The sequence below is a fragment of the Microbacterium sp. Ag1 genome (assembly GCF_001005635.1).
GTDB classification, from domain to species: Bacteria; Actinomycetota; Actinomycetes; order Actinomycetales; family Microbacteriaceae; genus Microbacterium; species Microbacterium oxydans.
Map to the genome: position 1 here is coordinate 330,691 of NZ_LBCR01000034.1, position 26,493 is coordinate 357,183.

26 protein-coding genes are annotated in these 26,493 nt (G+C 69.9%); 11 read left to right on the forward strand and 15 right to left on the reverse strand.

The features are described from left to right. Window positions 1-64 precede the first annotated feature (64 nt). The 9 genes from AAY78_RS18270 to AAY78_RS18310 all read right to left on the reverse strand — a co-directional run bounded on the left by AAY78_RS18270 (window position 65) and on the right by AAY78_RS18310 (window position 9,765). Window positions 65-1,054 carry a methyltransferase family protein gene (locus AAY78_RS18270; protein ID WP_046749683.1) on the reverse strand — a complete coding sequence of 330 codons (990 nt, stop codon included), beginning with the start codon at window positions 1,052-1,054 and terminating at the stop codon, window positions 65-67. Window positions 1,055-1,126: 72 nt separating this feature from the next. Continuing rightward, window positions 1,127-1,837, reverse strand: coding sequence for an alpha/beta fold hydrolase (locus tag AAY78_RS18275; RefSeq protein WP_046749684.1), 711 nt, complete (start codon window positions 1,835-1,837; stop codon window positions 1,127-1,129). Between the two features lie 34 nt (window positions 1,838-1,871). Continuing rightward, window positions 1,872-2,459: a TetR/AcrR family transcriptional regulator gene (locus AAY78_RS18280; RefSeq protein WP_046749685.1), complete on the reverse strand. Its 588-nt coding sequence runs from the start codon at window positions 2,457-2,459 to the stop codon at window positions 1,872-1,874. A 47-nt stretch (window positions 2,460-2,506) separates the two neighbouring features. After that, window positions 2,507-3,340: an ATP-binding cassette domain-containing protein gene (locus tag AAY78_RS18285; protein ID WP_046749686.1), complete on the reverse strand. Its 834-nt coding sequence runs from the start codon at window positions 3,338-3,340 to the stop codon at window positions 2,507-2,509. After that, window positions 3,337-5,142 (reverse strand): dipeptide/oligopeptide/nickel ABC transporter permease/ATP-binding protein, encoded by a 1,806-nt coding sequence (locus tag AAY78_RS18290; RefSeq protein ID WP_046749687.1) that lies wholly within the window; start codon window positions 5,140-5,142, stop codon window positions 3,337-3,339. The genes AAY78_RS18285 and AAY78_RS18290 overlap by 4 nt, the downstream gene beginning before the upstream one ends. Then, the gene (locus AAY78_RS18295; RefSeq protein WP_046749688.1) at window positions 5,139-6,080 is read right to left on the reverse strand and encodes an ABC transporter permease; all 942 of its coding nucleotides are present in this window, start codon (window positions 6,078-6,080) and stop codon (window positions 5,139-5,141) included. The genes AAY78_RS18290 and AAY78_RS18295 overlap by 4 nt, the downstream gene beginning before the upstream one ends. Before the next feature lie 70 nt (window positions 6,081-6,150). Next, window positions 6,151-7,680 (reverse strand): ABC transporter substrate-binding protein, encoded by a 1,530-nt coding sequence (locus tag AAY78_RS18300; protein ID WP_227750922.1) that lies wholly within the window; start codon window positions 7,678-7,680, stop codon window positions 6,151-6,153. 439 nt (window positions 7,681-8,119) lie between these two features. Then, window positions 8,120-9,487 carry an HNH endonuclease gene (locus AAY78_RS18305; protein WP_046749690.1) on the reverse strand — a complete coding sequence of 456 codons (1,368 nt, stop codon included), beginning with the start codon at window positions 9,485-9,487 and terminating at the stop codon, window positions 8,120-8,122. A 17-nt stretch (window positions 9,488-9,504) separates the two neighbouring features. Next, window positions 9,505-9,765, reverse strand: a complete 261-nt coding sequence (locus tag AAY78_RS18310) for a hypothetical protein (protein WP_046749691.1) — start codon at window positions 9,763-9,765, stop codon at window positions 9,505-9,507. 91 nt (window positions 9,766-9,856) lie between these two features. Between AAY78_RS18310 and AAY78_RS18315 the strand changes: the two genes are divergently transcribed. Beyond that, window positions 9,857-10,237, forward strand: coding sequence for a hypothetical protein (locus AAY78_RS18315; protein WP_046749692.1), 381 nt, complete (start codon window positions 9,857-9,859; stop codon window positions 10,235-10,237). Window positions 10,238-10,261: 24 nt separating this feature from the next. Here the strand turns inward: AAY78_RS18315 and AAY78_RS18320 are convergent, their stop codons facing one another. Further along, complete coding sequence (locus tag AAY78_RS18320) at window positions 10,262-11,224, reverse strand: aldo/keto reductase (protein ID WP_046749693.1); 963 nt, start codon at window positions 11,222-11,224, stop codon at window positions 10,262-10,264. A gap of 100 nt (window positions 11,225-11,324) precedes the next feature. Between AAY78_RS18320 and AAY78_RS18325 the strand changes: the two genes are divergently transcribed. From AAY78_RS18325 to AAY78_RS18350, 6 genes are read left to right on the forward strand one after another with little or no spacing between them, the layout of a single operon-like run. After that, window positions 11,325-12,059, forward strand: coding sequence for an SDR family NAD(P)-dependent oxidoreductase (locus tag AAY78_RS18325; RefSeq protein ID WP_046749694.1), 735 nt, complete (start codon window positions 11,325-11,327; stop codon window positions 12,057-12,059). 10 nt (window positions 12,060-12,069) lie between these two features. Next, complete coding sequence (locus AAY78_RS18330) at window positions 12,070-13,170, forward strand: zinc-binding dehydrogenase (protein ID WP_046749695.1); 1,101 nt, start codon at window positions 12,070-12,072, stop codon at window positions 13,168-13,170. 7 nt (window positions 13,171-13,177) lie between these two features. Further along, on the forward strand, window positions 13,178-14,146 hold the full coding sequence (locus tag AAY78_RS18335; protein WP_046749696.1) for an aldo/keto reductase: 969 nt from the start codon (window positions 13,178-13,180) through the stop codon (window positions 14,144-14,146). A gap of 46 nt (window positions 14,147-14,192) precedes the next feature. Next, window positions 14,193-15,206, forward strand: coding sequence for an alpha/beta hydrolase (locus AAY78_RS18340; RefSeq protein ID WP_046749697.1), 1,014 nt, complete (start codon window positions 14,193-14,195; stop codon window positions 15,204-15,206). Beyond that, window positions 15,203-16,186 (forward strand): alpha/beta hydrolase, encoded by a 984-nt coding sequence (locus AAY78_RS18345; protein WP_046749698.1) that lies wholly within the window; start codon window positions 15,203-15,205, stop codon window positions 16,184-16,186. Before AAY78_RS18340 ends, AAY78_RS18345 begins: the two co-directional genes overlap by 4 nt. Then, entirely contained in the window at window positions 16,183-17,400 is a 1,218-nt protein-coding gene (locus AAY78_RS18350; protein ID WP_231589752.1) for a multidrug effflux MFS transporter, read from the forward strand. Before AAY78_RS18345 ends, AAY78_RS18350 begins: the two co-directional genes overlap by 4 nt. Before the next feature lie 9 nt (window positions 17,401-17,409). On the opposite strand, the gene AAY78_RS18355 is transcribed toward AAY78_RS18350, so the two are convergent. Then, window positions 17,410-17,961, reverse strand: coding sequence for a hypothetical protein (locus AAY78_RS18355; RefSeq protein WP_046749699.1), 552 nt, complete (start codon window positions 17,959-17,961; stop codon window positions 17,410-17,412). Between the two features lie 81 nt (window positions 17,962-18,042). On the opposite strand from AAY78_RS18355, the gene AAY78_RS18360 reads away from it, so the two are divergent. Both AAY78_RS18360 and AAY78_RS18365 read left to right on the forward strand, forming a co-directional pair. Beyond that, window positions 18,043-18,627 (forward strand): TetR/AcrR family transcriptional regulator, encoded by a 585-nt coding sequence (locus AAY78_RS18360; protein ID WP_046749700.1) that lies wholly within the window; start codon window positions 18,043-18,045, stop codon window positions 18,625-18,627. A gap of 112 nt (window positions 18,628-18,739) precedes the next feature. After that, window positions 18,740-20,725 (forward strand): primary-amine oxidase, encoded by a 1,986-nt coding sequence (locus AAY78_RS18365; protein ID WP_046749701.1) that lies wholly within the window; start codon window positions 18,740-18,742, stop codon window positions 20,723-20,725. A 99-nt stretch (window positions 20,726-20,824) separates the two neighbouring features. Here the strand turns inward: AAY78_RS18365 and AAY78_RS18370 are convergent, their stop codons facing one another. From AAY78_RS18370 to AAY78_RS18380, 3 genes are read right to left on the reverse strand one after another with little or no spacing between them, the layout of a single operon-like run. After that, window positions 20,825-21,490 carry an SDR family oxidoreductase gene (locus AAY78_RS18370; protein WP_046749863.1) on the reverse strand — a complete coding sequence of 222 codons (666 nt, stop codon included), beginning with the start codon at window positions 21,488-21,490 and terminating at the stop codon, window positions 20,825-20,827. Between the two features lie 36 nt (window positions 21,491-21,526). Beyond that, a complete protein-coding gene (gene murQ / locus AAY78_RS18375; RefSeq protein ID WP_082108752.1) occupies window positions 21,527-22,462 on the reverse strand; it encodes an N-acetylmuramic acid 6-phosphate etherase in 936 nt (311 codons plus the stop codon). Next, window positions 22,452-23,348, reverse strand: a complete 897-nt coding sequence (locus tag AAY78_RS18380) for an N-acetylglucosamine kinase (RefSeq protein ID WP_046749703.1) — start codon at window positions 23,346-23,348, stop codon at window positions 22,452-22,454. Before AAY78_RS18380 ends, murQ begins: the two co-directional genes overlap by 11 nt. 126 nt (window positions 23,349-23,474) lie before the next feature. Between AAY78_RS18380 and AAY78_RS18385 the strand changes: the two genes are divergently transcribed. Together AAY78_RS18385 and AAY78_RS18390 are read left to right on the forward strand one after the other, a co-directional pair. Continuing rightward, the gene (locus tag AAY78_RS18385) at window positions 23,475-24,332 is read left to right on the forward strand and encodes a MurR/RpiR family transcriptional regulator (protein ID WP_046749704.1); all 858 of its coding nucleotides are present in this window, start codon (window positions 23,475-23,477) and stop codon (window positions 24,330-24,332) included. Between the two features lie 60 nt (window positions 24,333-24,392). Continuing rightward, window positions 24,393-25,868 (forward strand): HNH endonuclease signature motif containing protein, encoded by a 1,476-nt coding sequence (locus AAY78_RS18390; protein ID WP_046749705.1) that lies wholly within the window; start codon window positions 24,393-24,395, stop codon window positions 25,866-25,868. Window positions 25,869-25,933: 65 nt separating this feature from the next. On the opposite strand, the gene AAY78_RS18395 is transcribed toward AAY78_RS18390, so the two are convergent. After that, window positions 25,934-26,482 carry a GNAT family N-acetyltransferase gene (locus AAY78_RS18395; protein WP_156172687.1) on the reverse strand — a complete coding sequence of 183 codons (549 nt, stop codon included), beginning with the start codon at window positions 26,480-26,482 and terminating at the stop codon, window positions 25,934-25,936. Between the last annotated feature and the right edge of the window lie 11 nt (window positions 26,483-26,493).

Below are 26,493 nucleotides of genomic sequence, written 5' to 3' on the forward strand. Positions count from 1 at the left end.
GCCTCTGATCCCCCTCGGACCAGTCGTGTGCCCCGGCGCCGGTCACCCGGCGCCGGGACGAGTCTCACACCGCCGTCGCCACGAGCACCCGCGGGCTGCCGGGCAGCGCGACCTTGTCGCGCACCGACCAGCCGGCGTCGGCGAGCCATCCGCGCACCTCGGTCTCGGGATAGACGACGGTGCCGTCGATCACGAGGTACTCGCCCGCGTGCAGGGCGTCGAGCCCGCGCTGCTCCACATCCTCGTCCAGGAAGAAGTCGAGCACGGTCAGGGTCGCGCCGTCGACGGCAGCCGCCCGCAGGTTGCGGAAGATCTGCGCATTCTCCTCGGCGGAGAAGCGGTGGATCACGTGGTTCGCGAAGACCGCGTCGTACTCTCCCTCGGGAGCGGTGGTCGCCGTGTCGCCGACCTCGACCGTGGCACGCTCCTGCACTCCCGCAGCTGCGACCGCGTCGGCGATGCCGTCTTCGAAGCCGGGGGCGTAGAGGAACGTGGTGTGCAGCTCGGGGTTGTCCGCCATGACGGACAGCGCGAACTCGGCGGACAGGCCGCCGAAGTCGAGCGCCCTGGTCGCACCGTCGAGGTCGACGTGACGGCCGAACTCCTGCGCGTGCAGACGGTTGTACGTCATGACGCCGGCCATGAAGGTCGCCCAGCGGGCGTCGTCCATCTGCAGGTCGCCCGGCTCGGTCGTGTCGACCGTATGCGCGAACTGCAGCCAGTGCGGGTAGCTGATCTCGTCGAGGAACGTGAGGAAGGGAGCGAGGTCGATCGCCGCCTCGTCGCCGACCAGGTACGCGGCGGCATCCTCGGCGAGCGCGTAGCGTCCGCCGGTCCTGGTGAGCAGGCCCTTGGCGGTCATCGCATCGGCGAGCAGCGTCGCGATGCGCTCGCTGACCGCGCACCGCTCGGCGATCGCGGCCGTCGTGTCCGCCCCGTCGGCGATCGCGGCGAACAGGCCGACCCTGCTGGCCTGGAAGAGCTGCTTGGAGGCCATGTAGCCGGTGGCGATGTCGAGGATCCGCGCCGCGTCGGCGGTGGGGGTTTCGGTCATGAGCGAGCCTTTCGAATTATCTACGAATGTTGGAAATAAAGATCATGGTTGAAGCCGGATGTCGAGGGGGCTTCAATCCGCGAGGAACTCCCGCACCGCGGTCCGGAACCCCGGTGCGTGCAGGGCCGCGAGATGGTCGCCGGGAATGCGCCGTGTCCGCGCATCGGGTAGCAGCGCCGCGAGGTCGTCGATCCCCGCCGCCATCCCGTCGTCGACTCCACCGATCAGGAGGACCGGAATGCTCGGCCCGCCGCGATCGGCGACGAAGGGCTCCGCCGCCAGACCCTCGATCAGATCGAGCAGGTCGGCAGGACGGTTGCCCGGCATCGACACCATGCCGAGGATCATGCCCGTGAGCGGATCCCTCGGCGCGCTGCCGTCCGCGAGGGAGGCTCGCGCGGCCGGGAGGTCGACGAAGGAGAAGGGCTCCCCCGCGCTGAGTCCGCCAAGCACGAGCCGCCGAACGGCGATGTCGTGACGGGACGCGAGGTCCCATGACAGCCGCGCCCCGAGCGAGTAGCCGACGAGGTCGACCTCCTGCTCACCGACGGCCGCACGGATCGATGCGGCGATGGCGTCGGTCACGGCCGATGTCGTCGCGGTCCCGAGCGCGATGCTGTCGCCGTGAGCCGGAAGGTCGATCACCACACGCGGTCGATCGCCGAGCACGGCGTCCCACTCGCTTTCGGGCCAGTCCAGACGCCCCCTCGAGGCCAGGCCGTGCAGGAACACGACAGGACGCCCCGCTCCCGGATGGTGCGAGACGGACAGTGGTGCGGTCATGAGGCGCCTTCCTCTCGAATGCGGCGCCTCGCGGTCAGCGGAGTCGCGCCAGGAACTTCCGGATGTAGTCCTCGTAGTCGGCGATACGCTCGCCCTCGGGATACATGAGGTTGATCACCGTCGCTCCGACGGCGACCGAGATGAACTCGTTCGCGAGGGCCGCATAGTCCTGATCCCGGATGGATCCGGCATCGCGCGCCGCCTCCATCCGCTCGACGAGCATCGCGTGCCACCGCGCGAGATGCGTGCGGTAGAGCACCGTGAGCTGATCGTTCGACATCGCGTACTCCCAGAGGGCGAGGAGCACACGCCCACTCGCGATCTCCCCGACACTGCTCGGCAGCGTGCCCTCGAGCACCTGCTGCAGCATCCGCTCGGGCGTCGCGCCCTCGGAGATCGACTCCTGGAGCCAGGTGTCGTGCTCGAGCAGCACGGTCTCGAAGGTGGCGGCGACGATGCTCTCCTTCCCGGGGAAATAGTGCTTCAGGGCACCGTTCGCGAATCCGGCCTCGGCGGCGATGCTGCGCATGGTCGCCGCCTCGAATCCGCCCTTCAGGATGATGCTCTTCGCCACCTCGACGATGTCCCGTCGACGCTGGTCGTGGTCGATGATCTTCGGCATGTCGTCCTTCCGGCCGATTCTGCTGCGTGGAGTGTTCCGGCCTGGAGCTACCGTACCGCCGCATCGCGCACCTCCCGCAGAGCGAGCCACTGCGCGCGACGTTCGCGCTGGGCGCGCGGGTCGGCGACAGGCGAGGCCAGCCGAAGGCGCTCGGAGTAGGGATGCTCGGGGGCACGGGTCACCTGCTCGCCCTCCCCGACCTCGACCAGCTCACCGCGGTACATCACCGCGACCCGATGGCAGACCCGTCGCACGACGCCCAGGTCGTGGGAGACGAAAAGGTAGGCCACACCGGTGTCGCGCTGCAGCTCGATGAACAGGTCGAGGATCGTCGCCTGCGTGGTGAGGTCGAGCGCACTCACCGGCTCGTCGCACACGATCAGGCGAGGGCCCCGCACCAGCGCGCGTGCGATCGCGACCCGCTGCCTCTGCCCGCCGGAGAACTCGCTCGGATACCGGTCCACCGACGTCGACGGCAGCCGCACGCGATCGAGCATCTCCCGCACCTTCGCCTCTGCGGCCTTGGCACCGATGCCGGTGGTGAGCAGCGGCTCAGCGAGGATGTCGCCGATCGTCATTGCGGGATTCAGCGAGCCGTAGGGGTCCTGGAAGACGACCTGCACGTCATCGGCGAGCGCTCGGCGATGACGGGTGCCGAGGTGGCTGATCTCGCGCCCGTCGAACCGGATGCTGCCGGCTGTGACGGGAGCGAGCCCGAGGATGGCCTTGCCGAGCGTCGACTTCCCCGACCCGGACTCTCCGACCAGACCGAGGCACTCCCCGGGTGCGATGTCGAGCGAGACGCCGTGCAGTGCCCGGTAGGCCTGCCGTCCGCGACCGTATTCCACGACCAGGTCGTTCACCTCGAGCAGCGGGTTCATGCGGGGACTCCCGTCTTGCGGCGGTCGAGCTCGGCTCTGCCCTCGGCGTCGTCGAGCGACGCGGCGATCAGTTCTCGCGTGTAGTCGACGGCGGGGGCGGCGAAGAGGTCGTCGACAGGGCCCGACTCCACAATGTCGCCGCCGCGCATCACAATCACCCGATCGCAGATGTCCGCCACGACGCCGAAGTTGTGCGTGACGATGAGCAACGCCATCCCGTACTCCGCCTGCAGCTCGCGCAGCAGCTCCAGCACCTCGGCCTGCACCGTGACGTCGAGCGCGGTCGTCGGTTCGTCGGCGACGAGGAGCGACGGCTTGCCGGCGATAGCCCCCGCGATCAGCACCCGCTGCGCCATGCCTCCCGACACCTGGTGGGGGTAGCTGCGCATCACCCGGTCGGGGTCGGTGAGGCCCACTCGCACGAGCATCGCCCTGGCGCGCTCCTTCGCCGCAGCCTTGCTGAGCCCGTGCGTGCGGCGCAGCGGCTCGACCAGCTGATGGCCGATCGTGTACGAGGGGTCGAGGTTGCTCATCGGCTCCTGCGGCACGTAGCCGATGGAGCGCCCCAGCAGGGCATGGCGCTGCGCGGGTGTCGCCGGCGTGACGTCGACACCACCGACCCAGATCGCGTCGGCGGTCGCCCGCCCGGTGGCCGGAAGCAGGTCGAGCACCGAGAAGACCGTCTGCGACTTGCCGGATCCCGACTCGCCGACGATGCCGACGACCTCGCCGGGCGCGACGTCGAGGGTCACCCCGTGCACCACCTCGGTCTCGCCGTTCGGTGTGGCGTGCACGACCCGGAGGTTCTCCACGCGCAGAGCCGAGGCCTCCGCGGCGTGCTGCGCCGTGCCGGACGGGGAATCCGGTCCGGAGAGGGCAGCGGACCCGGCAGCGGAGACGGCGACGTCCTTCCGACGACGGGACACCCGTGGCGTGCGCACCTGCACCAGCTCGGCGAGCGTCGACCCCATGATCGCGAGCACCGCGATCGTGAGCCCGAGGGCCGCCGACGGCCACAGCAGCATGAGCGGATACGTGAGCATGAGACGGAAGCCCTCCAGCATCATGGCTCCCCAGCTCGGGACGTTGGAGTCGCCGATGCCGAGGAACTGGAGGCCTGCCTGCATGCCCATCGCGATACCGGCGGTCAGCGCCGTCTGGATGATCACGGGCGGATAGACGGCCTTGATCACGTGGCGGAAGATGATCCGTCCGTCGGAGAGTCCGGAGACCCTCGCGGCGTCGATGTAGGGCTCGCTGCGCACGGCGAGCGTCTGCGAGCGGGCGATGCGGAAGTAGCCGGGCACCATGAACACGCCGACGGTGGCCATCAGCAGTTCGAAATTGTTGCGAGACCCTGCGGCCACGACGAGCAGGATGATCATGCCGGGGATCGACTGCAGGGCATCGCTGATCCATGTGGAGACCCGGTCGAACGCTCCCCCGAAATAACCGGCGGCGACACCGGCGGGCACACCGATCACGAGGGCGGTGACGATCGTGATGAGCGCGCCCCACAGCGTCGTGCGGGTGCCGTAGATGAGGCGGCTGAGGATGTCCCGCCCCGTGGAGTCGCCACCGAGCAGATGCTCCGGTCCCGGTGCGGCCTTCGCGGCGGACAGGTCGACGAAGTTCGGGTCCATCGGTGCGAGCAGCGGGGCGAACACGCCCACCAGCACGATGAGCACGAAGATCGCGAGCGGGATGTACCCGCCGGGGTGACGGAGGAACCGCCGGAACAGGCTCGACCTCCGCTTCTGCGCCGCGCGGTCGAACGCGACCCTGATGTCTGTCGTGGTCATGCGACGCGCACCTTCGGATTGATCCAGCCGAGCACGAGGTCGAGCAGGAGGTTGATGAGGACGACGAAGACGACGGAGACGACCGTGATGCCGAGCAGCATGGGGATGTCGCCGTTCTGCGATGACTGGTTCGTGAGCTGGCCGAGCCCCGGGAGGCTGAAGATCTGCTCGACCACGATCGCGCCGGAGAGGAGGCCGACGAACATGAGCGCGATCACGGTGAGGGCCGCCGGCGAGGCGTTTCGCAGGATGTGCAGGTTGACGCGGGCGGCGGAGAGTCCTCGGCTGCGGAGAGTGCGTACCCAGTCCTGTCGGCTCTGCGCGATGACGGCGTTGCGCAGCTGCTCCGACACCGCGACGATGCCGCCCAGCGCGAGGGAGATCGCCGGAAGGGTGATGGAGCGCAGCCAGCCGTCGACGGACTGCGTCGGGGGCACGTAACCCACGGCCGGGAACCACTTCAGCTGCACGGCGAGCCACATCACCAGCACGAGGCTGACCCAGAATCCCGGGAGTGCGAACAGCACGACGGAGATGCCCTTGATGATGCGGTCGAACCAGGTGCCGGGTCGGAGTCCGGTGATCATGCCGAACCCGATGCCGACGACCGCGGTGATGAGCGTCGCGAAGGTCACGACGCTCAGCGTCACCGGGACCTTGATCGCGAGCTGCGCGCTCACCGGTTGGAAGTTGCGCCAGGAGACGCCGAAGTCGAGCAGCACGGCGTGTGAGAGCCAGTCCCAGAACTGCACGAGGAGCGGACGGTCGAGACCGATCTTCTCGGCCAACGCCGCCTGCTGCGCTGGGCTCGCCGTGGTGCCGAGCAGGGATGCGGTCGGGTCGCTGATGGCCAGGTGCGCCAGGAAGAAGGTGCCGATCGAGACCGCGACGAGCAGGAGGATGCCGGACAGCACCCGCTTCGCCGTGAACACAAGCATGAGAACCTCGGGAGGGGTCGGAGGGGGCAGGACCCGGGGGCGGCCGTGTCGTGGCCGCCCCCGGAGGGCATCAGCCCTGGGTGATGTAGCGCAGGGTGGGGAACATCATCCCGACGACGGGCTGCAGCTGGATGCCGGGTGCCGTGTAGTAGATGTTGTTGGCCTGGTACCAGACCGACCACCACGCCTGATCGACGAGGGCCTTGTTGAGCTCCTTGACGGCGTCGGTCTGCGCGTCGCCGCGTTCCTTCTGCACCTTGTCGACGAGCGGGGCGATGACCTCGTTCTGGGCATAGTCGGGTTCGGGGTTGAACCACTGCACGCTGGTGACCTGACGGGCCACCGTCGCGACGTCGTTGCCGTCCATCGCGAGGAACGAGATGAACATCGGGTAGTTCGGCGCGTTCAGCTGGTAGTCGGGCATCTGCATGTTGTCCCAGGTGACCGTGACACCCAGCTCGTTGAGCGCCTGCTCCGCGGAGGGCTTCCACATCTCGAAGATCGGCGACATGGGCATCGAGATCGCGAACCCGTCGGGGTAGCCGGCGTCGGCGAGCAGCTTCTTGGCCTTGTCCATGTTGTAGGCGTAGGTCTCGTTGAGGGCGGGGTCGTTGACCGTGCCGCCGTCGGGGAACACCTGGTTCGTGGCGACGCCGGCACCGCTGCCGACGGCGGCCAGGATCGCGGCGCCGTCGAAGGCGTAGTTCAGGGCCTGGCGCACCTCGAGCTTGCCGAGGGGCTCGCTCTTCGCGCCGGTGTGGTCGGTGATGACGAGTCCGGCCCAGCCGGAGACGCGCTCCGCGGTGTTCCAGCCCTGCTGCTTCGCCTGCTCGAGGTTGGCGACGTCGCCGTACTGCACGTTGATCTGGCCGCTGAGCATCGCGTTGTGCCGGGCGGTGGCGTCGGTGATCGGGTAGATCGCGAGCTCGGAGAACGGATAGGTCTCGGCATCCCAGTAGTCGGCGGTCTTGGTGAAGTGGTACTCCGCACCGGCGACGCTCGTGGCGCTGTCGAGGACGTACGGGCCGGAGCCGATCGGCTCGCTGCCGAGTGTTCCCGCCTCGATGGCCGCGGGCGAGGCCACGTAGCTGCGGCCGAGGCCCATGAAGTAGAGGATCGTGTCATCGCGCTGTGTAAGCACGATGCGCACGGTGTCGTCGTCGACCTTCTCGAACGAGGCGACGTTGACGTAGGCCTCCCCGGAGCGCGCTCCCGCCTTCAGGTACTCGAGGCTGGTGATGACGGCGTCGACGTCGACCGGGGTGCCGTCGCTGAACACGGCGTCGGTGCGGATGTCGAGGTCGATGCTCAGGTCGTCGTCGGCGACCGTCCAGTCTGTGGCCAGCGACGGGATCGGTTCGCCGTCGGCGTCGAGGGCGATCAGGGCGTCGTAGACCGCGGAGAGGTACGGACCGTCGAAGCCGATGTCGGCGAGGGAGGGATCCCACGACGTGATGTCGAGGAAGTTGCCGATGTTCAGGGCGTCGGGGCCTTCGGCAGCGCTGCCGTCGGACGGGGAGGGCGTTGCGCCGCCGCTGCAGCTGGTGAGCGCGAGGGTCGCGGCCACGGCTGCGGCGAGCGCGAGGGGCATTCGTTTCATGGTTCCTTCTCTCGGGTGCAAGGGTGGTGAAGAAGGCTCGGAGTGCCGCTGGCCGGTAGCCGGATCCGGCGTCACCTCGATGTGTCGCGCTGGTTAGTCTACAGGTGTGGAAAAAGAGCGCAAGGGCGATTCTTGCTGCGGATGCCCCACCCCATGCCCGAGGGCGCACCGGGCTTGTCCGAGCGCGCAGGCATAGCGGCAGATCGGCACCCCGTTCAGGTGACGCCCGCCTCAGGCAGCGCCCCTCTCAGGCAGCACCCCTCTCAGGCAGCACCACCCTCAGGCAGCACCACTCTCAGGCGACGACATCCCCAGGCAGCGACATCCCCAGGCAGCACCACCCTTAGGCAGCACCACCCTCAGGCAGCACCACCCTCAGGCAGCACCACCCTCAGGCAGCACCACCCTCAGGCAGCACCCCTCTCAGGCAACGACATCCTCAGGCAGCGACATCGAAGCGTGCTCGCCCACCCAGCCGCGGAGTGCGCGCCGGATCAACCGAGGCGGGCGGCAGGAACCACACCTTTTCGCGACCACCGCCACCGCCACCGCTACCGCCACCGCCACCGCCACCGATGCGGATGCCCCACCCGTTGTCGTGGATGCGGTGATGACAGGTCTCGCACAGCAGCACGCCGTTCGAGAGGTCAGTCGGCCCCTGGTCGCGTCTCCACCAGCGGATATGGTGCGCCTTCGTCATCTCCGGGGGGAGTCCGCACATGGCGCAGCCGCCGTCCCTCTCCACGAGGGCCAGTCGTTGCGACCGCGTGAAGAGGCGCTTCTCCCGCCCCCAGTCGAGCACCTCGCTCACGGTACCGAGTACGCACGGGATCACTCCCCCGCCCGCAGCCATCCGCCGCGCAGCTCCGATGCTGACGGGCTGCTCGATTCCGTCGATCTCGGCCGATCCCGCACCCGCTTCCAGGGCGTCGAGACCCACCCGCACGATGACGGTCGCGCCCGCCAACGGCACGCGAGCCTCACAGTCGAGCACATGCCCGGCGAACACCGCGAGCGCATCGGCCTGGATCATCGGCACGGTGCGACGATCGGCATCGGGCGCGTCCGGGGCCGTCGCATCCTTCCGGGCGGCGAATGCGGCGCTCACGTAGCCGCGGATGGCGGTCACGACGGGCGCGGCAGTCTCCGCATCGAGGACGGCGTTCAGATGCACCATCCCGCCGCGCTCGTGGATGGTCAGGGATCGTCGGGAACGCTGCTCCTCGAGACGCGACTCCACCCCATCCGGGTCCAACCAGGCTTCCGCCCGCACGACCAGCTTCCGTACGTCGTCGACCGCGAGCGCCGCCGACTTCTCGACCAGCACACGCTCCGCTTCGGCGACACGCTCGACACCGACCACCACGCGGCATCGGTCGAGCAGCGCGATGATCACCGCTGCCGCCTGAGCGCTGAGTGCGCCCGCGTCGAGCGCCTCCCGAATCAGCGGATACCTCGCCGGCAGCGGTCCACCGAGGAGACCGGCGCGTGGTGCGACCGCCTCTCCGACCTTCACCAGCCGATGCGCCTCACCGCGCGACACCCCGACAGTCGCCGCGATCAAGGTCGCCGGATTCCGGAAGCCCTGCTGCTTCGCAAGGCTCTCCGCCCCCAGCTCCGGACGCGACTCCCGCGAGATGCATGCGGCGACCTCGATGTGCACCGCGTCCAGCCGGCGTTGCAGCACGCCGATCGAGGTGCTCACCGTGATCAGCTGCTCACGCGAGAGGTCTTCCGAACTCTCGGCGTCGGCCCACGCCGCATCGAGGCGGGACATCGCCTCGTGCAACACGGCCAACTTCGACATGCCTCGATTCTACCGAATCAGCGCTCGACATTCGAAGTTATGTTCGATCTCATTCCGGCATTCCGCGCCTCATCGACCAGCGCACGATACCCGGGGAGGAACGGCTCGACGAGCTTCGTCTCGAGCTGCGACTCCAGATCCCAGAGCACGCGCCGCTGCGCCTCATCCACCACGAGCGCATCACTTTCGTTGGCAGCGGCCAGCCATTCGAAGAGCACCAGCGCTTCGCCAGCCGTCAGCTGCACCTCGACGGACTCGCTCTCTCCAGTTCCCGTCATGCGCATCATGCTCGCATGGTTCACTGGAGCAACCGCACCGGACGACAGATAACCGGACGACAGCGCACCGTACGACAGAGAAGAGAACGACGTGGGCACCTGGGGACCGGGGAACTTCGACGACGACACCGTCGCGGACGGACTGAGCGCGATCACCGACGACCTGATCGCGAAGATCGCCGAGGTGTTCGCGGACGAGGACGACGACACCGAGCTGCAGCCGGACGAGTGGGGAGGATCCATGGCCCCGGCGTGGCTCGAGATCCTCACCGACATCGCGTCCGCAGGTCGCGTGGGGGCGACCTTCCCCTCCCGCAGCACGCTCGAAGGGTGGCGGGATCGATACGTCCGCGTGTGGGACGAGTACATCGACGAGCTCGAACCCGACGACGACTATCGCATCGACCGGCGACAGGTCATCGTGTCGACCTTCGACCGCGCCGTATCACTCGCCCGCGAGCGCGAGTCGTAAGCACGACCCGCACCCCCCCACCACTCACCACGCTCCATCCGCCCGCACTCCGCGGTCGACCCAGCAGTCGGCGAGGGCGGTGCGCACCTCGTCGCCGTGGTCGCGCGCCAGCGCGAGGGCGGCATGGTTGAGCTCGAGCTGTGCGACGCGTGAGGCGCCGAACAGCACGTTCGCCGTCGCGGGGTTGGACAGGCAGAAAGCGATGCCGAGTGCTGCCGGCGTCACGCCGAACCCCTCGGCGACCCGCGCGACCTCGGGGTAGACGGCCGCGATCCGCTCACGGATCCCGCCGACGTCGGCACCGATCTTCCGTTCCGGCATCCGTCCGGTGGCGAGGATGCCTCCCTCGAACACGTCCGACGCCTGGAGGGTGAGCGTGCCGTCGGCGAACAGCGGCCCGTAGGCGTCGCCTTCCGCCATCGACCGGCGAGCGATGCCGTACTTCAACTGTGCGAACACCGGTCGGGCCACCCCCTGAGCCTCGGATTCCGCGAGTGCCTGCCGCGTGTGCTCGATGCGCCAGTTGTTGATGCCCCAGGAACCGACGAGACCTTCGTCGATCAGCGCGTTCACGTCGGCCACGAGCCGCGGCAGGTCGGGGGCATCGAGGTAGTCGCCCACCACGAGGGTGTCGAACCGGTCGAGGCCGGCCCGCTGCAGCGACTCCACGAGTTGCGCACGGAACCCCTGGTTCGGCCAGTCCCACAGCCAGAGCTTCCCGCACAGCACGATGTCCGCGCGGTCGACGCCGCTCGCCCGCAGCGCCTCGCCGAACAGGATGTCGGTGCGGGAGTTCTCGGCGTGCGGACCCATGTTGTAGTACGCGACGTCGAAGAACCCCGCATCGAGCTCCACCGCGCGCCGGATGAGGGCGACCGCCTCGTCCCGCTCCATGCGATCCCAGGTGTTCCACGACCCCAGGGCGAGCGGCGGCACCGGCGCTCCGCCCGAGAACAGGGGTGTGCGGGGATATGTCGGATCGGGCATGAGGGCTCCTTCGCCGTCTCGTGGCACGGGGTTGTGTTTTTCTATGTTTGTAGAATATAACGGACTCATCCCGTCAGAACACCCGTCAGTGAGGACGAACATGACCGTTTCCCCCCGCCGCATCCTGGTCACCGGAGGGGCGTCCGGGCTCGGCCGCGGCATCGCCACCGCCTTCCGCACGGCCGGCGACGAGGTGTTCATCGGCGACGTGGACGCCGACGCAGCCGCCGCCGTCGCCGCCGAGATCGGCGCCACCCCGCTCCCCCTCGACATCGGCGACGAAGCGTCGGTGCGAGCGGCGGCCGAGCGGGTCAGGGAGTCCGGCGGCATCGACGTGCTGGTCAACAACGCCGGCATCGTCGCTGGTGGCGGCACGCTGCAGGAGGTACCGGTGGATGTGGTGGATGCCGTCCTCCGCGTCAACGTGCGCGGCACGTTCCTCATGCTCCACGTCTTCGGCGCACTGCTGGCCGAGGCGGGGCACGGTTCGATCGTCAACATCTCCTCGATCGGCGCCCGCCAGCCCACCGCGGGCCTCGGACACTACGAGGCGACGAAGGCCGCGGTCGACGCCTTCACCCGCACCGCCGCCCTCGAGCTCTCCGCCTCGGGAGTGCGCGTGAACGCCGTCGCACCGGGTCCGGTCCTCACCCCGCTGACGGCCGGCTTCGCCTCCGACCCCGACGCCCGAGCCGCCTGGGAGTCCCGCATCCCCCTCGGGAGCATCGCCGAGGTCGACCAGATCACGCCGCTCGTGCTGTTCCTCGCGAGCGACGCCGCCAACCACATCACCGGAGTCTCCGTCGCCGTCGACGGTGGCCAGCTCCTGGTCTGAGAGGACCCCCATGTCGATACCCACCCTCACCCGCGCCGCCGTGCTCACCGCCCACGGCGAACCCCTCACACTGCAGGAGCTCCCCCTTCCGAGCGAGGTCGAACCGGGCGCCGCGCTCGTGCGCATCGCCTGCACCACGCTCTGCGGCACCGACATCGAGATCTGGGAGGGGAGGATGACCTTCCCCGGCATGCTGCCCATGGTCCTCGGGCACGAGATGGTCGGCGAGATCGTCGCCGTCGGCACGGATACCCGCGATGCGCTGAGTCGACCGCTCTCCGCCGGCGACCGCATCGGCTGGTCGGAGTCGACCTGCGGGGAGTGCCACGGCTGCGTCGTGCTGCGCGAACCCGTCGCCTGCTCGCGCCGCGGCTACGGATTCCTGCAGCGCGCCGATGTGCACCCGTTCGCCACCGCGGGGCTCTCCGAGTACGCCTACGTCACCCCCGGTGCAGCCAAGCTGCTCCTGCCGCCGACGGTCAAGGACACGTGGGCGTCGATGGCGGGATGCGCGGCGAAGACCGTGCTGCGCGCCTTCGAGCGCGCGGGCCGCATCCGTCCAGGCTCGACCGTCGTGGTCCAGGGGTCCGGAGCCCTCGGCATCTTCGCCACCGCCGTCGCGAAGATCGCCGGTGCGGGTCGCGTCATCACGGTCGGCGCTCCCGCCGTCCGCCTCGAGCTCGCCGCGCGCTTCGGTGCGGATGCCGTCGTCGACTTCCGCGACGGACCCGTCGTGGATCAGGTTCTCGAGCTCACCGGCGACCTCGGCGCCGACCACGTCTTCGACTTCGCCGGGGCACCGAGCGTCGGCCCCGACGCCGTCGGCATGGCCGCGCAGCGCGGCACTATCGCGATCGTCGGCTCCACGGGACCAGCGGGCGACGGCTTCGCCCTCAGCACGATCATGGGCAAGGAGCTCACGGTGGTCGGCTCGCTGAACGGCGACATCTCGGACTACGCCAGGGCTATCGACTTCTTCGCCGCCTTCGCCGATCGCTACCCGTGGGACGCCCTGTTCAGCGCCCCCGTCGGTCTCGCCGACGCCTCGGACAAGATCGCCCGCATGCACCACCTCGATGAGGTCAAGGCCGTCATCGACCCGAGAATGTGAGCCTCCGATGACCACTCCCCTCCGCACCGTCCCCCGCCGCGAGATCGGTCGCAGCGGCATCGACGCCTCGCTGTTCTCCCTCGGCTCCTGGCACACTTACGACCGCATGGACTTCGCCGACGCGGTGGCCATGCTGCGGGAGGCCGTGGAGCGCGGTGTCAACCTCTTCGACGTCGGCGTGTACTCCGCGCCCGGCGCCCCGCCCGTGTTCACGGATGTTATCTTCTCCGCCATGGTCCGCGCCGCCGGTCTCGCCCGTGAGGACTGGCTGCTGTCGTCGAAGCTGTGGCTCGAGGCCTTCGACGCCGACGGCTTCCGCCCGCAGCTCGAGAACGCCCTGATGCGGGTGGGCGTCGAGCACGCCGACCTCGTGATCCTGGGCGACCTGCGGCGGGACGACCTCGACCTGCGCGACCTCGTGATCGATCTCGCCCGACTCACCGAAGCCGGACTCATCCGCGCGTGGGGCGTGAACAACTGGTCGGCCTCGAGCATCCAGACCCTGATCGACCTCGCCGCACGAGAGGGGGTCGCCGGCCCGCAGATCGCACAGCTGAAGTACAGCGTGTCCCGACGCTCGATCCCCGACGGCGCCCCGTTCGCCCGCCTGTGGGAGCAGGGCCTCACCCTGCAGGCTTCGGACTGCCTGGAAGGCGGCGTGCTCGCCGGAAAGGTGAACGGCGACCGGCAGATCGGCCGCGACCCCGGAGACATCCGAACGCGGATCATCGCCGACGTGCCCGCGTTCACGGCGCTCGCGGAATCGCTCGACGTCTCGCCCGCACAGCTCGGCCTGGCGTTCACCCTCACGCATCCCGCCCTCACGACCACGCTCTTCGGCGCATCGAGCGTCGCGCAGCTGCGGGCGAACCTCGACGCCGCCGCGCTGGTCGAGCGCGTCGGCGCCACGACGCTCCGCGAACTCGTCGAACCGTTCTGGGCCGACCGCGACGTCGTCGACCCCGAGGGCCCCTGAACATCGCCCCGCGACCGTGCCCGCCCGAAGCCTCGCAAGGAGACCCATGACCACCCCCACCGCCACCGCCACCGCCGCCGGACGCCCCACCCTCACCCCCGTGCCGTTCGACCCCGAGGTGCAGGCCGTGCTCGATGAGCTCGACAGGAACCCGCAGCCGGCGCTGACCCGCGACACCCTCCCGCGCGAGGGCACCGACCGCATGTTCCCCGACAACGACGCCGTGATTGCCGGACGTGCGATCGAGTGGGAGGACCGGATCATCCCCGGCCCCGCCGGCGCCCCTGACATCGAGATCACGGTGTTCCGTCCCGTCGGCACCGCGCACGAGGTGCTCCCCGGCTTCGTGAACATCCACGGTGGGGGCATGATCGTCGGACACCGCTCCTGGGAGACCGGCCGCGTGGTCGACATCGTCGCCGAGCACCACGTCGTCGCAGTGAACGTCGAGTACCGTCTCGCGCCGGAGGACCCTTTCCCGGCCGGAGTCGAAGACTGCTACGCCGCCTTCCTCTGGGTGCACGTCCACGCCGCCGACCTCGGGATCGACCCCGATCGCATCGTGGTCGGAGGCGGCAGCGCCGGTGGTGGCCTCACGGCGGCCGTCGCGCTGATGGCCCGCGACCGGCGCGGACCGGTCATGGCAGGGCAGCTGCTGCTGTGCCCGATGATCGACAACACGAACACCACCGTCGCGAGCCGCCAGTACGACGGCATCGGAACCTGGCAGCGGGAGATGAACCTGCTCGCCTGGTCGTGCGTGCTCGGCGACGACCTCGCCTTCAGCCCGGAAGCCCCGGCGTACGCCGCTCCGAGCCGTGCGACCGACCTCGCCTCCCTCCCACCCGCCTTCATCGAGGTCGGCGAGGCGGAGGCCTTCCGCGACGAGGACACCGAGTACGCCCTGCGCATCTGGGCCACCGGCGGTCAGGCGGAGTTGCACGTGTGGGGCGGTGGCGCGCACGGCTTCGACATGTACATGCCGGATGCCGAGATCTCGCGCGCGGCCCTCGCCACCCGCGCCTCCTGGCTGCGCCGGATCTGGCGGGAAGCCCGATGACCGCCCCCGCGCCGGTGCCGTACGACCCCGCGCTCGTCCCGGGGCTGACCGCGTTCGTCGACCTCGTCGAGGTGATCCCGCTGCGCGCCGAGACGATCCACGCCAACCGCGACCACTTCGCGACCATCATCCCGCCCATGGCGACACAGGCCGCCGGGCGGGCGGTCACCTGGGAGGACCGGACCATCCCGGGCCCCGACGGCGCACCCGACATCGAGGTCACGATCGTCCGCCCGACCTCACCCGCGTATGCACCGGCGCCGGCCGTGCTGTCGATCCACGGCGGCGGCATGGTCCTCGGCACCCGGTTCTTCGGCACGGGCGAGCTCATCGACCTCGCGGAACGCCACGGCGTGATCGGCGTCGCCGTCGAGTACCGCCTGGCCCCCGAGCATCCCGGTCCCGCACAGGCGGAGGACTGCTACGCGGCATTGGAGTGGATGGCCGCGCACGCCGACGAGCTCGGCATCGACCCGGACCGCATCATCGCCTCCGGCATGAGCGCGGGCGGCGGGCTCTCCGCTGCCGTCGCCCTGATGACACGTGACCGCGGCGGCCCACGCCTGGCAGGACAGCTGCTCGGCTGCCCGATGCTCGACGACCGCAACGACACCGTCTCCAGTCGCCAGTACGACGGGTTCGGCGCCTGGGATCGCCACAACAACGACACGGCCTGGAACGCCATCACCGGATCCGACCGCGGCACGGACCGGGTCTCCCCGTACACCTCGCCCACGCGCGCCGACGACCTGTCCGGCCTCGCGCCCGCGTTCATCGAGGTCGGAGCGGCCGAGACGTTCCGAGACGAGGCGGTCGACTACGCCCTGCGCATCTGGGCGACGGGAGGCCGCGCGGAGCTGCACGTCTGGGCCGGCGGCTATCACGGGTTCTCCGGCTTCTCCCCCGAAGCGGAGGTCTCACGGGCGGCCGTCGCCGCTCGCGACAGCTGGCTGCGGCGCACCCTGCGCCTGGACGGATGAGCATCACCTCGTCCGGACCGACCCCGCGCCCGCGGATGGGAACGCTGCGGGCCATGCTCGTGCTCGGCATGCTGGAGGCGTTCGGTCCGCTGTCGATGGATCTGTATCTGCCCCAGCTGCCGCAGCTCGCCGCGTCCCTCGACACCACCGGGGCGCTCGCTCAGGCGACGATGTCGGCGTGCATGATCGGCCTCGGCCTCGGCCAGCTCGTCGCCGGGCCGCTCAGCGATCGTCTCGGCAGGAGGCTCCCGCTCATGGTGGGCGTCTCGGCCTTCGCCGTGCTCTCCCTCCTGTGTGCTCTCGCCCCGTCGATCGAGGTCCTGCTGGTGGTCCGCTTCCTGCAGGGTCTCGCGGGGTCGGCCGGCATCGTGATCTGCCTCGCGATCGCCCGCGACCAGTTCGAGGGCGTCGAGCTGTCGCGCATGCTGTCGCTGTTGTTCCTGGTCTCGGGCACCGCGCCGATCGTCGCACCCGTGGTCGGCGGTCAACTCGCACTGATCATGGATTGGCGAGGCATCTTCGGCGTGCTCAGCGCGGTGGGTGTCGTGCTGCTCCTGGTCGTCGTGCTCGCCCTGCCGGAGACCCTGCCTGCCACCGCCCGTCACGGCGGAGGTCTGCGCACGCTCGGACTCCATGCCGGGGCCGTCGTCCGCGATCGTCTGTTCGTGGCCGTGCTGTGCGCCGCGGCAGGAGGCGGTGTCGCCTTCTTCACCTACCTGTCGATGTCGTCGTTCGTGCTGCAGGACGAATTCGGCCTGAGCCCGCAGTCGTTCAGCCTCGCTTTCGCGGCCGGAGCGCTGGCCAGCATCGCCGGCAGCCAGCTCAGCCGTCTCGTGGTCGGCAGATGGGGCCCGCTGCGCGTGTACCTCGGCGGCATCTCGGCCACGCTGGTCGCGACGACCGCATTCCTGGCGCTCGCCCTCTCCGATGTCGGCGTCACGGGCATCGTCGCCGCGTTGATCGGCTTCATGCTGTGCTCGGGGCTGGGTGGCCCCAACGGCCAGACCCTCGCGCTCGCCCACCACGGAGCACGAGCGGGCACCGCCTCTGCCCTGCTCGGCATGTCGACGTTCCTGTTCGGCCCCGTGCTCGCGCCGATCGCCGCGGGAGTCGGCGGCACGAACGCGGTCACGATGGCGGTGACGATGACCGTGGCTGCGGCCGTCGCCGCGGTCGCCGCGTGGGCGTTCGTGCGCCCGGCCGCGGTCGTCTGAGAGCTCCGCTCAGAATCCGAGGCACATGACAGCGACGCCGGCAGCCATCGCCCACGACTCGACGGTGAGCAGACGCGCCGTGCGACCTCGATGCACGGGAGCGACGAACCACTCCGCGACGACCGTCCACAGCACGACCCCGACGACTCCGACCAGCACGAGCACCGACAGCACTCCCGACAGCCCGTGCCCGCCGTGACCGGACGACACGGATGCCGAGGCGCCTCCTCCGACCGGATCTGCCGCCACCGCTCCGTCGAACGCGCACATCGCCATCACCAGGGAGACCAGCGCTCGATGACAGCAGCTCGCCGCCGCCGCCGTGCCGCGCACCCCCATCGTGCCCACCATGGCCGAGGCCAGCAGCACCGCACCCAGGACGAGCCCGACCAGCGGGTTGCGGCCGTCGGTCGCCGCGAGCACGAGCATGGCTGCAGCCATGATGAGCGATGCCTGCCGCCCCTGCCAGGGCACGGCGCGCCAGAGCGCCGCTGTAGCGGCGGCCGAGACGATCGCCGCCGCGGCCATCAGCCACGATGCTGCGGGGAGGAGGTGATCCACAGCCGCAGTATATTGATCAATCGCTCAATAAAGCTAGACCGCAATGCCGCAGGTCTCGACGCCATGCGCCAGGATGGAGTCATGCCCCGCATCGTCGACCACGATGAGCGCCGCAGGCAGATCGCCGAGGCGCTGCTCGCCGTCGCCGCTCGCGACGGACACGAGAGCGTGTCATCGCGGGCGGTCGCGAAGGAGCTGGGCGTCGCGACGGGTGCACTCTGGCACTACTTCGACGGCTTCGACGAGGTCGTGCGCGCAGCCGCGACCGAGGTGACCCGGCGCACCGAGGAGCGCATCGCCGCGGCCACGGCAGGACTTCGCGGCCTCCCCCGCCTCCACGCACTCATGCGCGAGGTGCTCCCGATCGATGAGCGCACCCGCACCGAGGCGCACGTCGTGGTCGGATTCTGGGGGCGCCTCGCAGCACTCGCCCCCGCGCCGGACGCGGCGGTACCCACCCTCGCCACCTGGCAGGAGAGCACCCGGCTCGCGCTGCGCGAGGCGGTCGAGGACGGCGAGCTGCGCACCGACACCCCGACCGAGACGATCGTTACGCTGCTGCGCTCCATCACCTACGGGCAGCAGATCGTCGAGGTCACGGAGCCGCAGTCCGCCGCCGCGCACCTCGCCGTGCTCGACGCCGCGCTCGCCCCCTGGCGCGCCTGAGACCCCCTCCGCACGCCTCGTCGGTAAGACGCCCCGTTGCGAAGGACGGGCTGTCGGCCCTATCATCGTGCCAACCCGTTTATTGAGCAGTCGCTCGAAAATAGTGAGGTCGATGATGTCCCACCATGCTCCGCAGCCCGTGTCGATCGGGAAGATCGCCGCTCCGCACCCGCACGATCCCCTCACCGGAACCGAGATCGCCGCCGCCCGTGAGGTGCTCGACGCCGCTGGTCTGATGACGGCGACCACCCGCGTGCCGATGCTGCTCCCCGACGAGCCCACCAAGGACGAGCTCGCGACGTGGACCGCCGGATCCCCCGTCGACCGCCGCGTCGACGTGACACTGCTCGACATCGCCACCGGGATCGCCACGGAGGTCGTGGTCTCGATCACCCGTCGTGAGGTGCTGCGCACGCACCGGGTGCCGAACGACGCCCCGCCCTACGGACAGCCGCAGTATCTGTTCGAGGAGTACGAGCGCGCGGAGAGCATCGCGAAGGCCTCGCCGGAATGGCAGGCCGCGATGAAGCGTCGGGGGCTCGAGGAGCACATGGCTCTCGCCTTCTGCGGCCCCCTCGCTCCCGGATACACCGGGCGTGCCGACGAGGTGGGCCGCCGGGTGATCCGCTCGCTGACGTTCCTCAAGTACGACGAGCACGACTCCCCGTGGGCGCACCCGGTCGAAGGTCTCATCGTGCACATCGACCTCACCTCGAACAGCGTGATCCGCGTCGAGGACCACGGCGACGTGCCCGTGCCGGCCGGACACGGCAACTACTACCCCGAAGTGCAGGGCGAGGCGCGCACCACTCTGAAGCCCATCGAGATCACCCAGCCGGAGGGGCCCAGCTTCTCCGTCACCGGGTCGCTCGTGGAGTGGGAGGGCTGGTCGATGCGCGTCGACTTCAACGCCCGCGAGGGACTCGTGCTGCACGACGTCACGTTCCAGGGACGATCCGTGCTGAGCAGGGCGAGCGTTCCGGAGATGGTGGTCCCCTACGGCGACACCGCTCCCGGACGCTTCTGGATCAGCTACTTCGACGCCGGCGAATACCTGCTCGGCAAGAACGCCAACCACCTCGAGCTCGGCTGCGACTGCCTCGGTGTGATCCGGTACGTCGACGGCTACGTCGCCGACGACCACGGCCACCCGGTACGGATCCCGAACGTGATCTGCATGCACGAGGAGGATTACGGCATCCTCTGGAAGCACACCGACCTCGCCGGTCGCTCCGACGTGCGCCGCTCCCGTCGGTTCGTGGTGTCGTACTTCTCCACGATCGGCAACTACGACTACGGCTTCTACTGGAACTTCGGCCTCGACGGCTCGATCGAGGTCGTCGCCAAAGCCACGGGCATCGTGTTCGCCGGTGCGGGTGAACCCGGCGTGCGGCAGAGGCATGCGACCGAACTCGCGCCCGGCGTGTTCGCCCCGGTCCACCAGCACCTGTTCTGCGCGCGCCTCGACGTCGCGATCGACGGCGAGGACAACCGGCTCGTCGAGGTGGATGCCCAGCGCATCCCGATGGGCGAGGACAACCCCTTCGGCAACGCCTTCACATGGTCGGAGACACCGCTGCGCACGGAGTCGGATGCGCAGCGCGACGCGGACTCCTCTGTGGCGCGGGTCTGGGAGGTGCAGAGCGCCTCGCGGACGAACCACGTCGGCCGACCCACGGCGTACCACCTGATCCCGGAGCCGACCGCGCTGCTGATGGCCGACCCGGAGTCCTCCGTCGCCGCGCGCGCCGCCTTCGCGACGAAGCACCTGTGGGCGACGCGCTTCGAGCCGGGGCAGATCTGGCCGGCCGGTCGCTACCCGAACGCCCATCAGGGCGGCTCCGGACTGCCGGAGTACGCCGCCGCGGACCGTGACATCGACGGACAGGACATCGTGCTCTGGCACACCTTCGGCCTGACGCACTTCCCCCGCCCCGAGGACTGGCCCATCATGCCCGTCGACTACGCCGGCTTCTGGTTCAAGCCCGCAGGGTTCCTCGATCAGAACCCGGCCATGGACGTGCCGGAGTCCTCGCAGGCGCACGGAGGTGCGGCATCGGCCTGCTGCGGCGGAGGGTCTTGCACCTGCGGGCACTGATCCTGCGCCTGCGGAGCCGAGCCTGCAGGGCACCGGCACCGGCACCGGCACAGGTACCGGCACAGGCACCGGGCCCGCAGGTCGCAGGCCCGGCGTCAGTCAGTACTGCGCCGAGAAGGCCCCGTCGGACTTCAGCAGCTGCCCCGAGATCCAGCGACCCTCGTCGGACACGAGGAACTCCACCACGGCCGCCACATCCGCGGGCCGGCCGAGGCGTCCGAGCGGGGTCATCCCGGCCAGGCCCGTGCGCGTCTCGTCGTCCATCCAGCCGGTGTCGACGGGTCCGGGGTTCAGCACGTTCGCGGAGATCCCCCGGGGGCCGAGCTCGCGCGCCGCGGAGATGACGAGGCGGTCGAGCGCCCCCTTCGACGCGCCGTAGGGGAGGTTGCCGGTCACGTGGTCGCTGGTCAACGCCAGGACCACTCCCCCGTCGTCGCCGACCTGACGGGCGAAGGCCGCGATCAGCAGCAGGGTCGCTCGCGCGTTCACGGCGACGTGCAGGTCGAAGCTCTCCGCTGTGGTGTCGAGCACTCCTGACTCCACATCGTGCGCGTGACTCAGGATGAGCGCGGTGATCGGCCCATGAGCCGCCGTCACCTCCGCGATCAGCGCTTCTGGTCCCTCGACCGTGGAGAGGTCGGCGGGGTGGTCGGCATCGTGTAGGTCGCTGGTGACGACGGTCCAGCCGGCGGCGCGCAGTCGGGGGACGATTCCGGCGGCGATGCTGTCGGCGCGCGCAGCGCCGGTGATCAGAGCGAGGGGCATCCGCATACCGTATCGGACGCGCGGGAAGCGCGCCGATCAGGCGAGCGCGGTGATGGCGTCGCGAAGGATCCCGTCGGCCTCGTCGAGCGCGGACGCCGCAGCATCCGCCGTCGCATCGGCGGCGAGCATCAGCAGCGCGAGCTTGACCGAGCCGTCCGCCGCCTGCAGCGCCGTGGCCGCCCCCTCGGTGTCGACGCCGGACAGCTGCGACACCGTGCGGATCGAACGGGCGTGCAGCTTCTCGTTCGTGGCCAGCAGATCGACCATCACGCCGCGATACGTCTTGCCGAGGTTGATCATCGACAGCGTCGTGAGCATGTTCACGACGAGCTTCTGCGCCGTCCCGGACTTCAGCCGCGTGGACCCGGAGATGAACTCGGGTCCGGTGACGACCTCGATCGCGACCTCGGCCGCGGCCCCGATCTCGGAGTCGGCGTTCGACGCTATCGCCACCGTGAACGCGCCGATGCCGCGCGCATACGTCAGGCCGCCGACGACGTATGGAGTACGGCCAGAGGCCGAGATGCCCACCACCGTGTCGCGCTCGGTGAGTCCGAGCTCGCGCAGCGACGCCTCGGCGGCCGCGTCATCGTCCTCGGCGTTCTCGACGGCGGAGCGGATGGCCGTCTCACCACCCGCGATCAGACCGACCACCATCGAGGGATCCGTGCCGAACGTCGGCGGGCACTCGCTCGCGTCGAGCACGCCGATGCGGCCCGCGGTGCCCGCTCCGATGTAGATGAGGCGTCCGCCGCGACGGAACCGCTCGGTGATGCCGTCGACGGCAGTCGCGATCTCCTCCGCGCGCTCGGCGACGGCTTCCGGCACCCGGCGGTCCTCCGCGTTCATCCGTCGCACGAGCTCGGCCGTGCCGAGCAGGTCGAGGTCGCCCCGCTCCGTCGTCGAGGCCTCGGTGTCGAGGCGCTCCAGCACGGAGAGGAGGGCGGTCAGGCGGGAGTCGTCATTCGGCACGGTGGACGAACCTTTCATGGGGGAGGTCGGTGCGGCGCGCGAGAAGCAGCGCCCCGTCGAGGGCGTCGCCGCGCGCGGGCACGACCCGACGCTCGGCTGCCTGCAGGGACGACGTGAGCTGCGGGCGGAACCAGACGTGGTCGGTCAGACCGCCGTGGATGACGGTGTCGGCGGTGAGCGCGGAAGCGGCGGTGGCCGTCGCCGTGAGCAGACGGACGCCCTCGTCGACGATCGCGGAGGCAGCCGCATCGCCGTTCTGCGCGGCATCGAGCACGAGGGGCGCGAGCGTCGCGAGGCGCCGCGGAAGGGGCTCGCCGCCGGCGAGCCACGCCTGGATGTCGGCGACGTCGCCGACCGGATCGGCGATCGCCGCGGTGAGGACCGTGCTCGGCCCCAGCGAGTCGTTCGCGCGCAGTACGGCGCGCAGCGCTTCCCGTCCGAGCCACGAGCCGCTGCCGAGGTCGCCGAGCTCAGGGCCCCAGCCGTCGACGAGGCGCGCGCCGTCGGAGTCGATGCCCAACGCGGCCGCCCCGGTCCCGGCGATGAGGAGCACGCCGGCGCCGCCGTCGAGGGCTCCCGCATGAGCGGTGACCACGTCGGACGCGACAGCGGTCTGCGCTCCGGTCGCCGCGGCGAGCGATGAGGCCAGATCCCGCGCAGCATCGGGTGCGAGCCATGCGCCGGCCGCACCCACCCCGACCAGCTCCAGCCCCTCGTCGCCCGACAGGAGCCGCAGGATGGCCTCGAGCGCGCTCTTCACCCCGCCCGCTGCGGCGAGTCCGGGCGCTCCGACGCCGTCACGCTCGATCCGGCGGTCGGGGCCGGTGACGAGGACGCGGCACCGCGACTTGCCGAGGTCGACGGATGCCGTGACGCGTGCGTCCATGGGCCCTCCTCCGGATCGGCGACAAAGTCTGTGAAAAGAGCCTACATCGGAAGTAGACTCGGCAAAAAGAATTTACACCGTGCACCTCGCACCTCACACCTCGCACTCACCACGACGGAGGACGGCATGAGCATCCAGTCGACGATCGAGGCGGCAGCATCCACGCTGACCCCTTCCCTCGCCCGCATCGCCCTCGTCGTGCGCGAGAACCCCTCCGTCGTGATCGACAGCACCATCAACGAACTCGCCACGGAGTGCGGCACCTCGGTCGCGTCGGTCGTGCGCTTCTGCCGGGCGATCGGCTTCAGCGGGTACGCCCCGCTGCGCATGGCCCTGGCCTCCGAACTCGGCAAGGAGGCCGCCCAGTTCTCGGCACGGGGCGCCTACGGGTCGGAGATCTCGGAGTCGGACACTCTGCAGGAGGCGGTATCGAAGGTCGCATCACTCGAACTGCTGGCGATCGAGGAGACCGTCGCGCGGCTCGACTTCGAGGTGCTCGAGGCTGCCGTCGACGCGATCGACCGCGGGGAGCGCATACTCCTCTACGGCCTCGGTGCCAGCCGCTTCGTGGCCGAGGACCTCAGCCACAAGCTGCTCCGTGTCGGACGCAACGCCCACATGCCCGCCGACCCCCACGAGGCCGTCGCCGTGTCGGCGCTGCCCACCGCGGGCACGGTCGCCATCGGCTTCTCGCACTCGGGTTCGACCCTCGAGACCGTGCGGTTCCTGGAGACCGCGCGTGCGAGCGGCGCGACCACGATCGCGGTCACCTCCGCCAAGGACTCTCCGCTCGCCCGCGCGGCCGACCATGCGCTGTTCACCGAGGTGCGCGAGTCGAGCTTCCGCGCGGGGGCGATGGTGAGTCGCATCGCCCAGCTCACCCTCGTGGACTGCCTGTTCCTCGGCGTCGCCAAGCGCCGCTACGCCGAGACGGTCGACGCGCTGCAGCGCACCGGCCAGGCGACCCGAGAGCTTCGCGGCTGAGCGATCTCACCCGAGTGCCGCCGCCGTCGGAATGTCGGTGGCCCATGATGGACTGAGTCCATGAACGCACTGCTCGACGCGACGGACACCCAGATGGCGATGCTCGCCGATCTGGTCGCGTCGCTCGAAGCGGCGGAGGCCACGCTGAGCAGCATGCACGCCGCTCGCGACGGCATGCTGGCGATGGCAGGGCGCCTCGCCGTCGACATCGCCCGCGCCGCGGAGCACCCCGACCGGGGAGACATGGCAATCCGCGCCGTGGCCGCCGAGATCGGGGCCGCACAGCGCGTGAGCGACCGCACGGTGGAACGGCGGATGGCCGACGCCTCCTGGCTGGTCGAACGCTTCCCGGCCGCGTGGCGGGCCCAGGGCGAGGGGCGCATCAGCGCGGCGCATTCGCGCGTCATCGTCGATGCGGGCGCGCACCTCGAGCACGCGGCGGATCGACAGGCGTTCGCTGACGAGGCGGTGGAACTGGCCGCGGGCGAATCCCCCAACCGGCTGCGCAGGCTGGCCCGCCGGCTCGCGGAGCGGTTCCAGGAGCGCACGCTCACCGAGAGGCACCTCGATGCGCGGGAGAAGCGTCGGGTCTGGGTGCGCGACCTCGATGACGGCATGGCCGAGCTCGGCGTCCAGGCTCCCGCCGTGCTCGTGCACGGTATGTTCGATCGGCTCTCGCAGATGGCTCATGCGGTGAAGCAGCAGAGCGCCGTTGTTGATCAAGGCACCGCTGATGAACGCACCGCTGATGAAGGCACGGCTGATGAAGGCACCGCTGATGTGAGCACCACCGAGGAGCACGACCGCGAGGCGCGTACGGTCGATCAGCTGCGCACTGACCTGCTGACCGACCTCGTGCTGACCGGAACGCCCACCGGACACGACACCGCCGACGGCCTGCTCGGAGAGATCGAGGCCCGCGTCGAGGTCACGGTTCCGGTGATGACGCTGATGGGCCGCGACGATGCCACACGACAGGGGCTCCCGTTCGTGCCCGGTTCCGTGCCGCCGCGAGCAGGTTCCGTACCGCCGCCGGCCGAGCTCGACGTTGTGCCGCCGCCGGCCGAGCTCGACGGTGTGGTTCCGATCGACACGGCGACTGCTCGAGCACTCGCCGGTCTCGTCTCCGGGTGGGATCGGGTGCTCACGCATCCGATCTCCGGCGAGATGCTCGCGGTGGATCGCTACCGACCGAACGCGCGGCTGCGACGACACCTTCGAGCGCGAGATCAACGCTGCCGGTTCCCCGGGTGCGGGATCGTCGCCCGAAAGTGCGACCTCGATCACAATCATGCGGCCTCGAGCGGCGGTGCCACCTGCGAATCGAACCTCTCCGCGTTCTGCCGACGACATCACATGCTCAAACACCATTCCCCCTGGAATGTCGAGCAGCGCCCCGGTGGCGTCTTGGAATGGACGAGCCCGACCGGGCGCGAGTACATCGACCGCCCACCGCCCCAGAACACGGTGGTGTTCACCGACGAGTCACCGCCAGACCAGCCGGCACCGGACGAGCCAGTTCGCCCGCGCTTCTGAGACACCTCGCAGGAGCACGCTTCAGGAGCACACTTCAGGAGCACGCTTCAGGAGCACGCTTCTGATCAGAATGCCGACCTGAACGGACTGCCGCGTTCCCAATCGGCCCGTGACAAGTGGAACCGCAGGTACCGCGAATCGGCGCCGAGAAAGCTCTCCGAAGTGCCGTGGCCCGTTTCCGTCATCCCGATCCGGCGAAGCACGCGGACGGAACCGGTGTTCGCCTCCACCGCCTCAGCCCAGATCGACGACAGTCCCAGCTGCGTGAATCCGTGATCGAGGCCGGCGAGGGCGGCCGCCGTACCCCATCCGTGTCTCCACCGACGAGAGGGCCCGATCAGGAACCCGAGTTCTCGAGGTCCTCCCTCCGCATCGTGCAGGCCATCCGTGTCGTGAAGGTCGACATGACCGATCAGCTCGCCCACCTCGTCTACGGCCGCGAGCCGCACCAGGCGGGGGTCGCGGTGTTCGATGATCTCGCGCCACCACGAGGCGACTCGATCGACCGTCATGTCCTGGCTCCACCCCGCGTGTGCGCGGAACACCGGATCCTCGGCCCACGACGCGAACGTCTCCGCATCGGCGGGGATCATCGGACGCAGAGCGAGCTTCACACCTTCACCGT

Bases quoted from the DNA above. Each gene is read 5' to 3' on its own strand.
- AAY78_RS18270 (WP_046749683.1), bottom strand. From the start codon at position 1,054: ATGACCGAAACCCCCACCGCCGACGCGGCGCGGATCCTCGACATCGCC.
- AAY78_RS18275 (WP_046749684.1), bottom strand. From the start codon at position 1,837: ATGACCGCACCACTGTCCGTCTCGCACCATCCGGGAGCGGGGCGTCCT.
- AAY78_RS18280 (WP_046749685.1), bottom strand. From the start codon at position 2,459: ATGCCGAAGATCATCGACCACGACCAGCGTCGACGGGACATCGTCGAG.
- AAY78_RS18285 (WP_046749686.1), bottom strand. From the start codon at position 3,340: ATGAACCCGCTGCTCGAGGTGAACGACCTGGTCGTGGAATACGGTCGC.
- AAY78_RS18290 (WP_046749687.1), bottom strand. From the start codon at position 5,142: ATGACCACGACAGACATCAGGGTCGCGTTCGACCGCGCGGCGCAGAAG.
- AAY78_RS18295 (WP_046749688.1), bottom strand. From the start codon at position 6,080: ATGCTTGTGTTCACGGCGAAGCGGGTGCTGTCCGGCATCCTCCTGCTC.
- AAY78_RS18300 (WP_227750922.1), bottom strand. From the start codon at position 7,680: ATGAAACGAATGCCCCTCGCGCTCGCCGCAGCCGTGGCCGCGACCCTC.
- AAY78_RS18305 (WP_046749690.1), bottom strand. From the start codon at position 9,487: ATGTCGAAGTTGGCCGTGTTGCACGAGGCGATGTCCCGCCTCGATGCG.
- AAY78_RS18310 (WP_046749691.1), bottom strand. From the start codon at position 9,765: ATGACGGGAACTGGAGAGAGCGAGTCCGTCGAGGTGCAGCTGACGGCT.
- AAY78_RS18320 (WP_046749693.1), bottom strand. From the start codon at position 11,224: ATGCCCGATCCGACATATCCCCGCACACCCCTGTTCTCGGGCGGAGCG.
- AAY78_RS18325 (WP_046749694.1), top strand. From the start codon at position 11,325: ATGACCGTTTCCCCCCGCCGCATCCTGGTCACCGGAGGGGCGTCCGGG.
- AAY78_RS18330 (WP_046749695.1), top strand. From the start codon at position 12,070: ATGTCGATACCCACCCTCACCCGCGCCGCCGTGCTCACCGCCCACGGC.
- AAY78_RS18335 (WP_046749696.1), top strand. From the start codon at position 13,178: ATGACCACTCCCCTCCGCACCGTCCCCCGCCGCGAGATCGGTCGCAGC.
- AAY78_RS18340 (WP_046749697.1), top strand. From the start codon at position 14,193: ATGACCACCCCCACCGCCACCGCCACCGCCGCCGGACGCCCCACCCTC.
- AAY78_RS18345 (WP_046749698.1), top strand. From the start codon at position 15,203: ATGACCGCCCCCGCGCCGGTGCCGTACGACCCCGCGCTCGTCCCGGGG.
- AAY78_RS18350 (WP_231589752.1), top strand. From the start codon at position 16,183: ATGAGCATCACCTCGTCCGGACCGACCCCGCGCCCGCGGATGGGAACG.
- AAY78_RS18360 (WP_046749700.1), top strand. From the start codon at position 18,043: ATGCCCCGCATCGTCGACCACGATGAGCGCCGCAGGCAGATCGCCGAG.
- AAY78_RS18365 (WP_046749701.1), top strand. From the start codon at position 18,740: ATGATGTCCCACCATGCTCCGCAGCCCGTGTCGATCGGGAAGATCGCC.
- AAY78_RS18370 (WP_046749863.1), bottom strand. From the start codon at position 21,490: ATGCCCCTCGCTCTGATCACCGGCGCTGCGCGCGCCGACAGCATCGCC.
- AAY78_RS18380 (WP_046749703.1), bottom strand. From the start codon at position 23,348: ATGGACGCACGCGTCACGGCATCCGTCGACCTCGGCAAGTCGCGGTGC.
- AAY78_RS18385 (WP_046749704.1), top strand. From the start codon at position 23,475: ATGAGCATCCAGTCGACGATCGAGGCGGCAGCATCCACGCTGACCCCT.
- AAY78_RS18390 (WP_046749705.1), top strand. From the start codon at position 24,393: ATGAACGCACTGCTCGACGCGACGGACACCCAGATGGCGATGCTCGCC.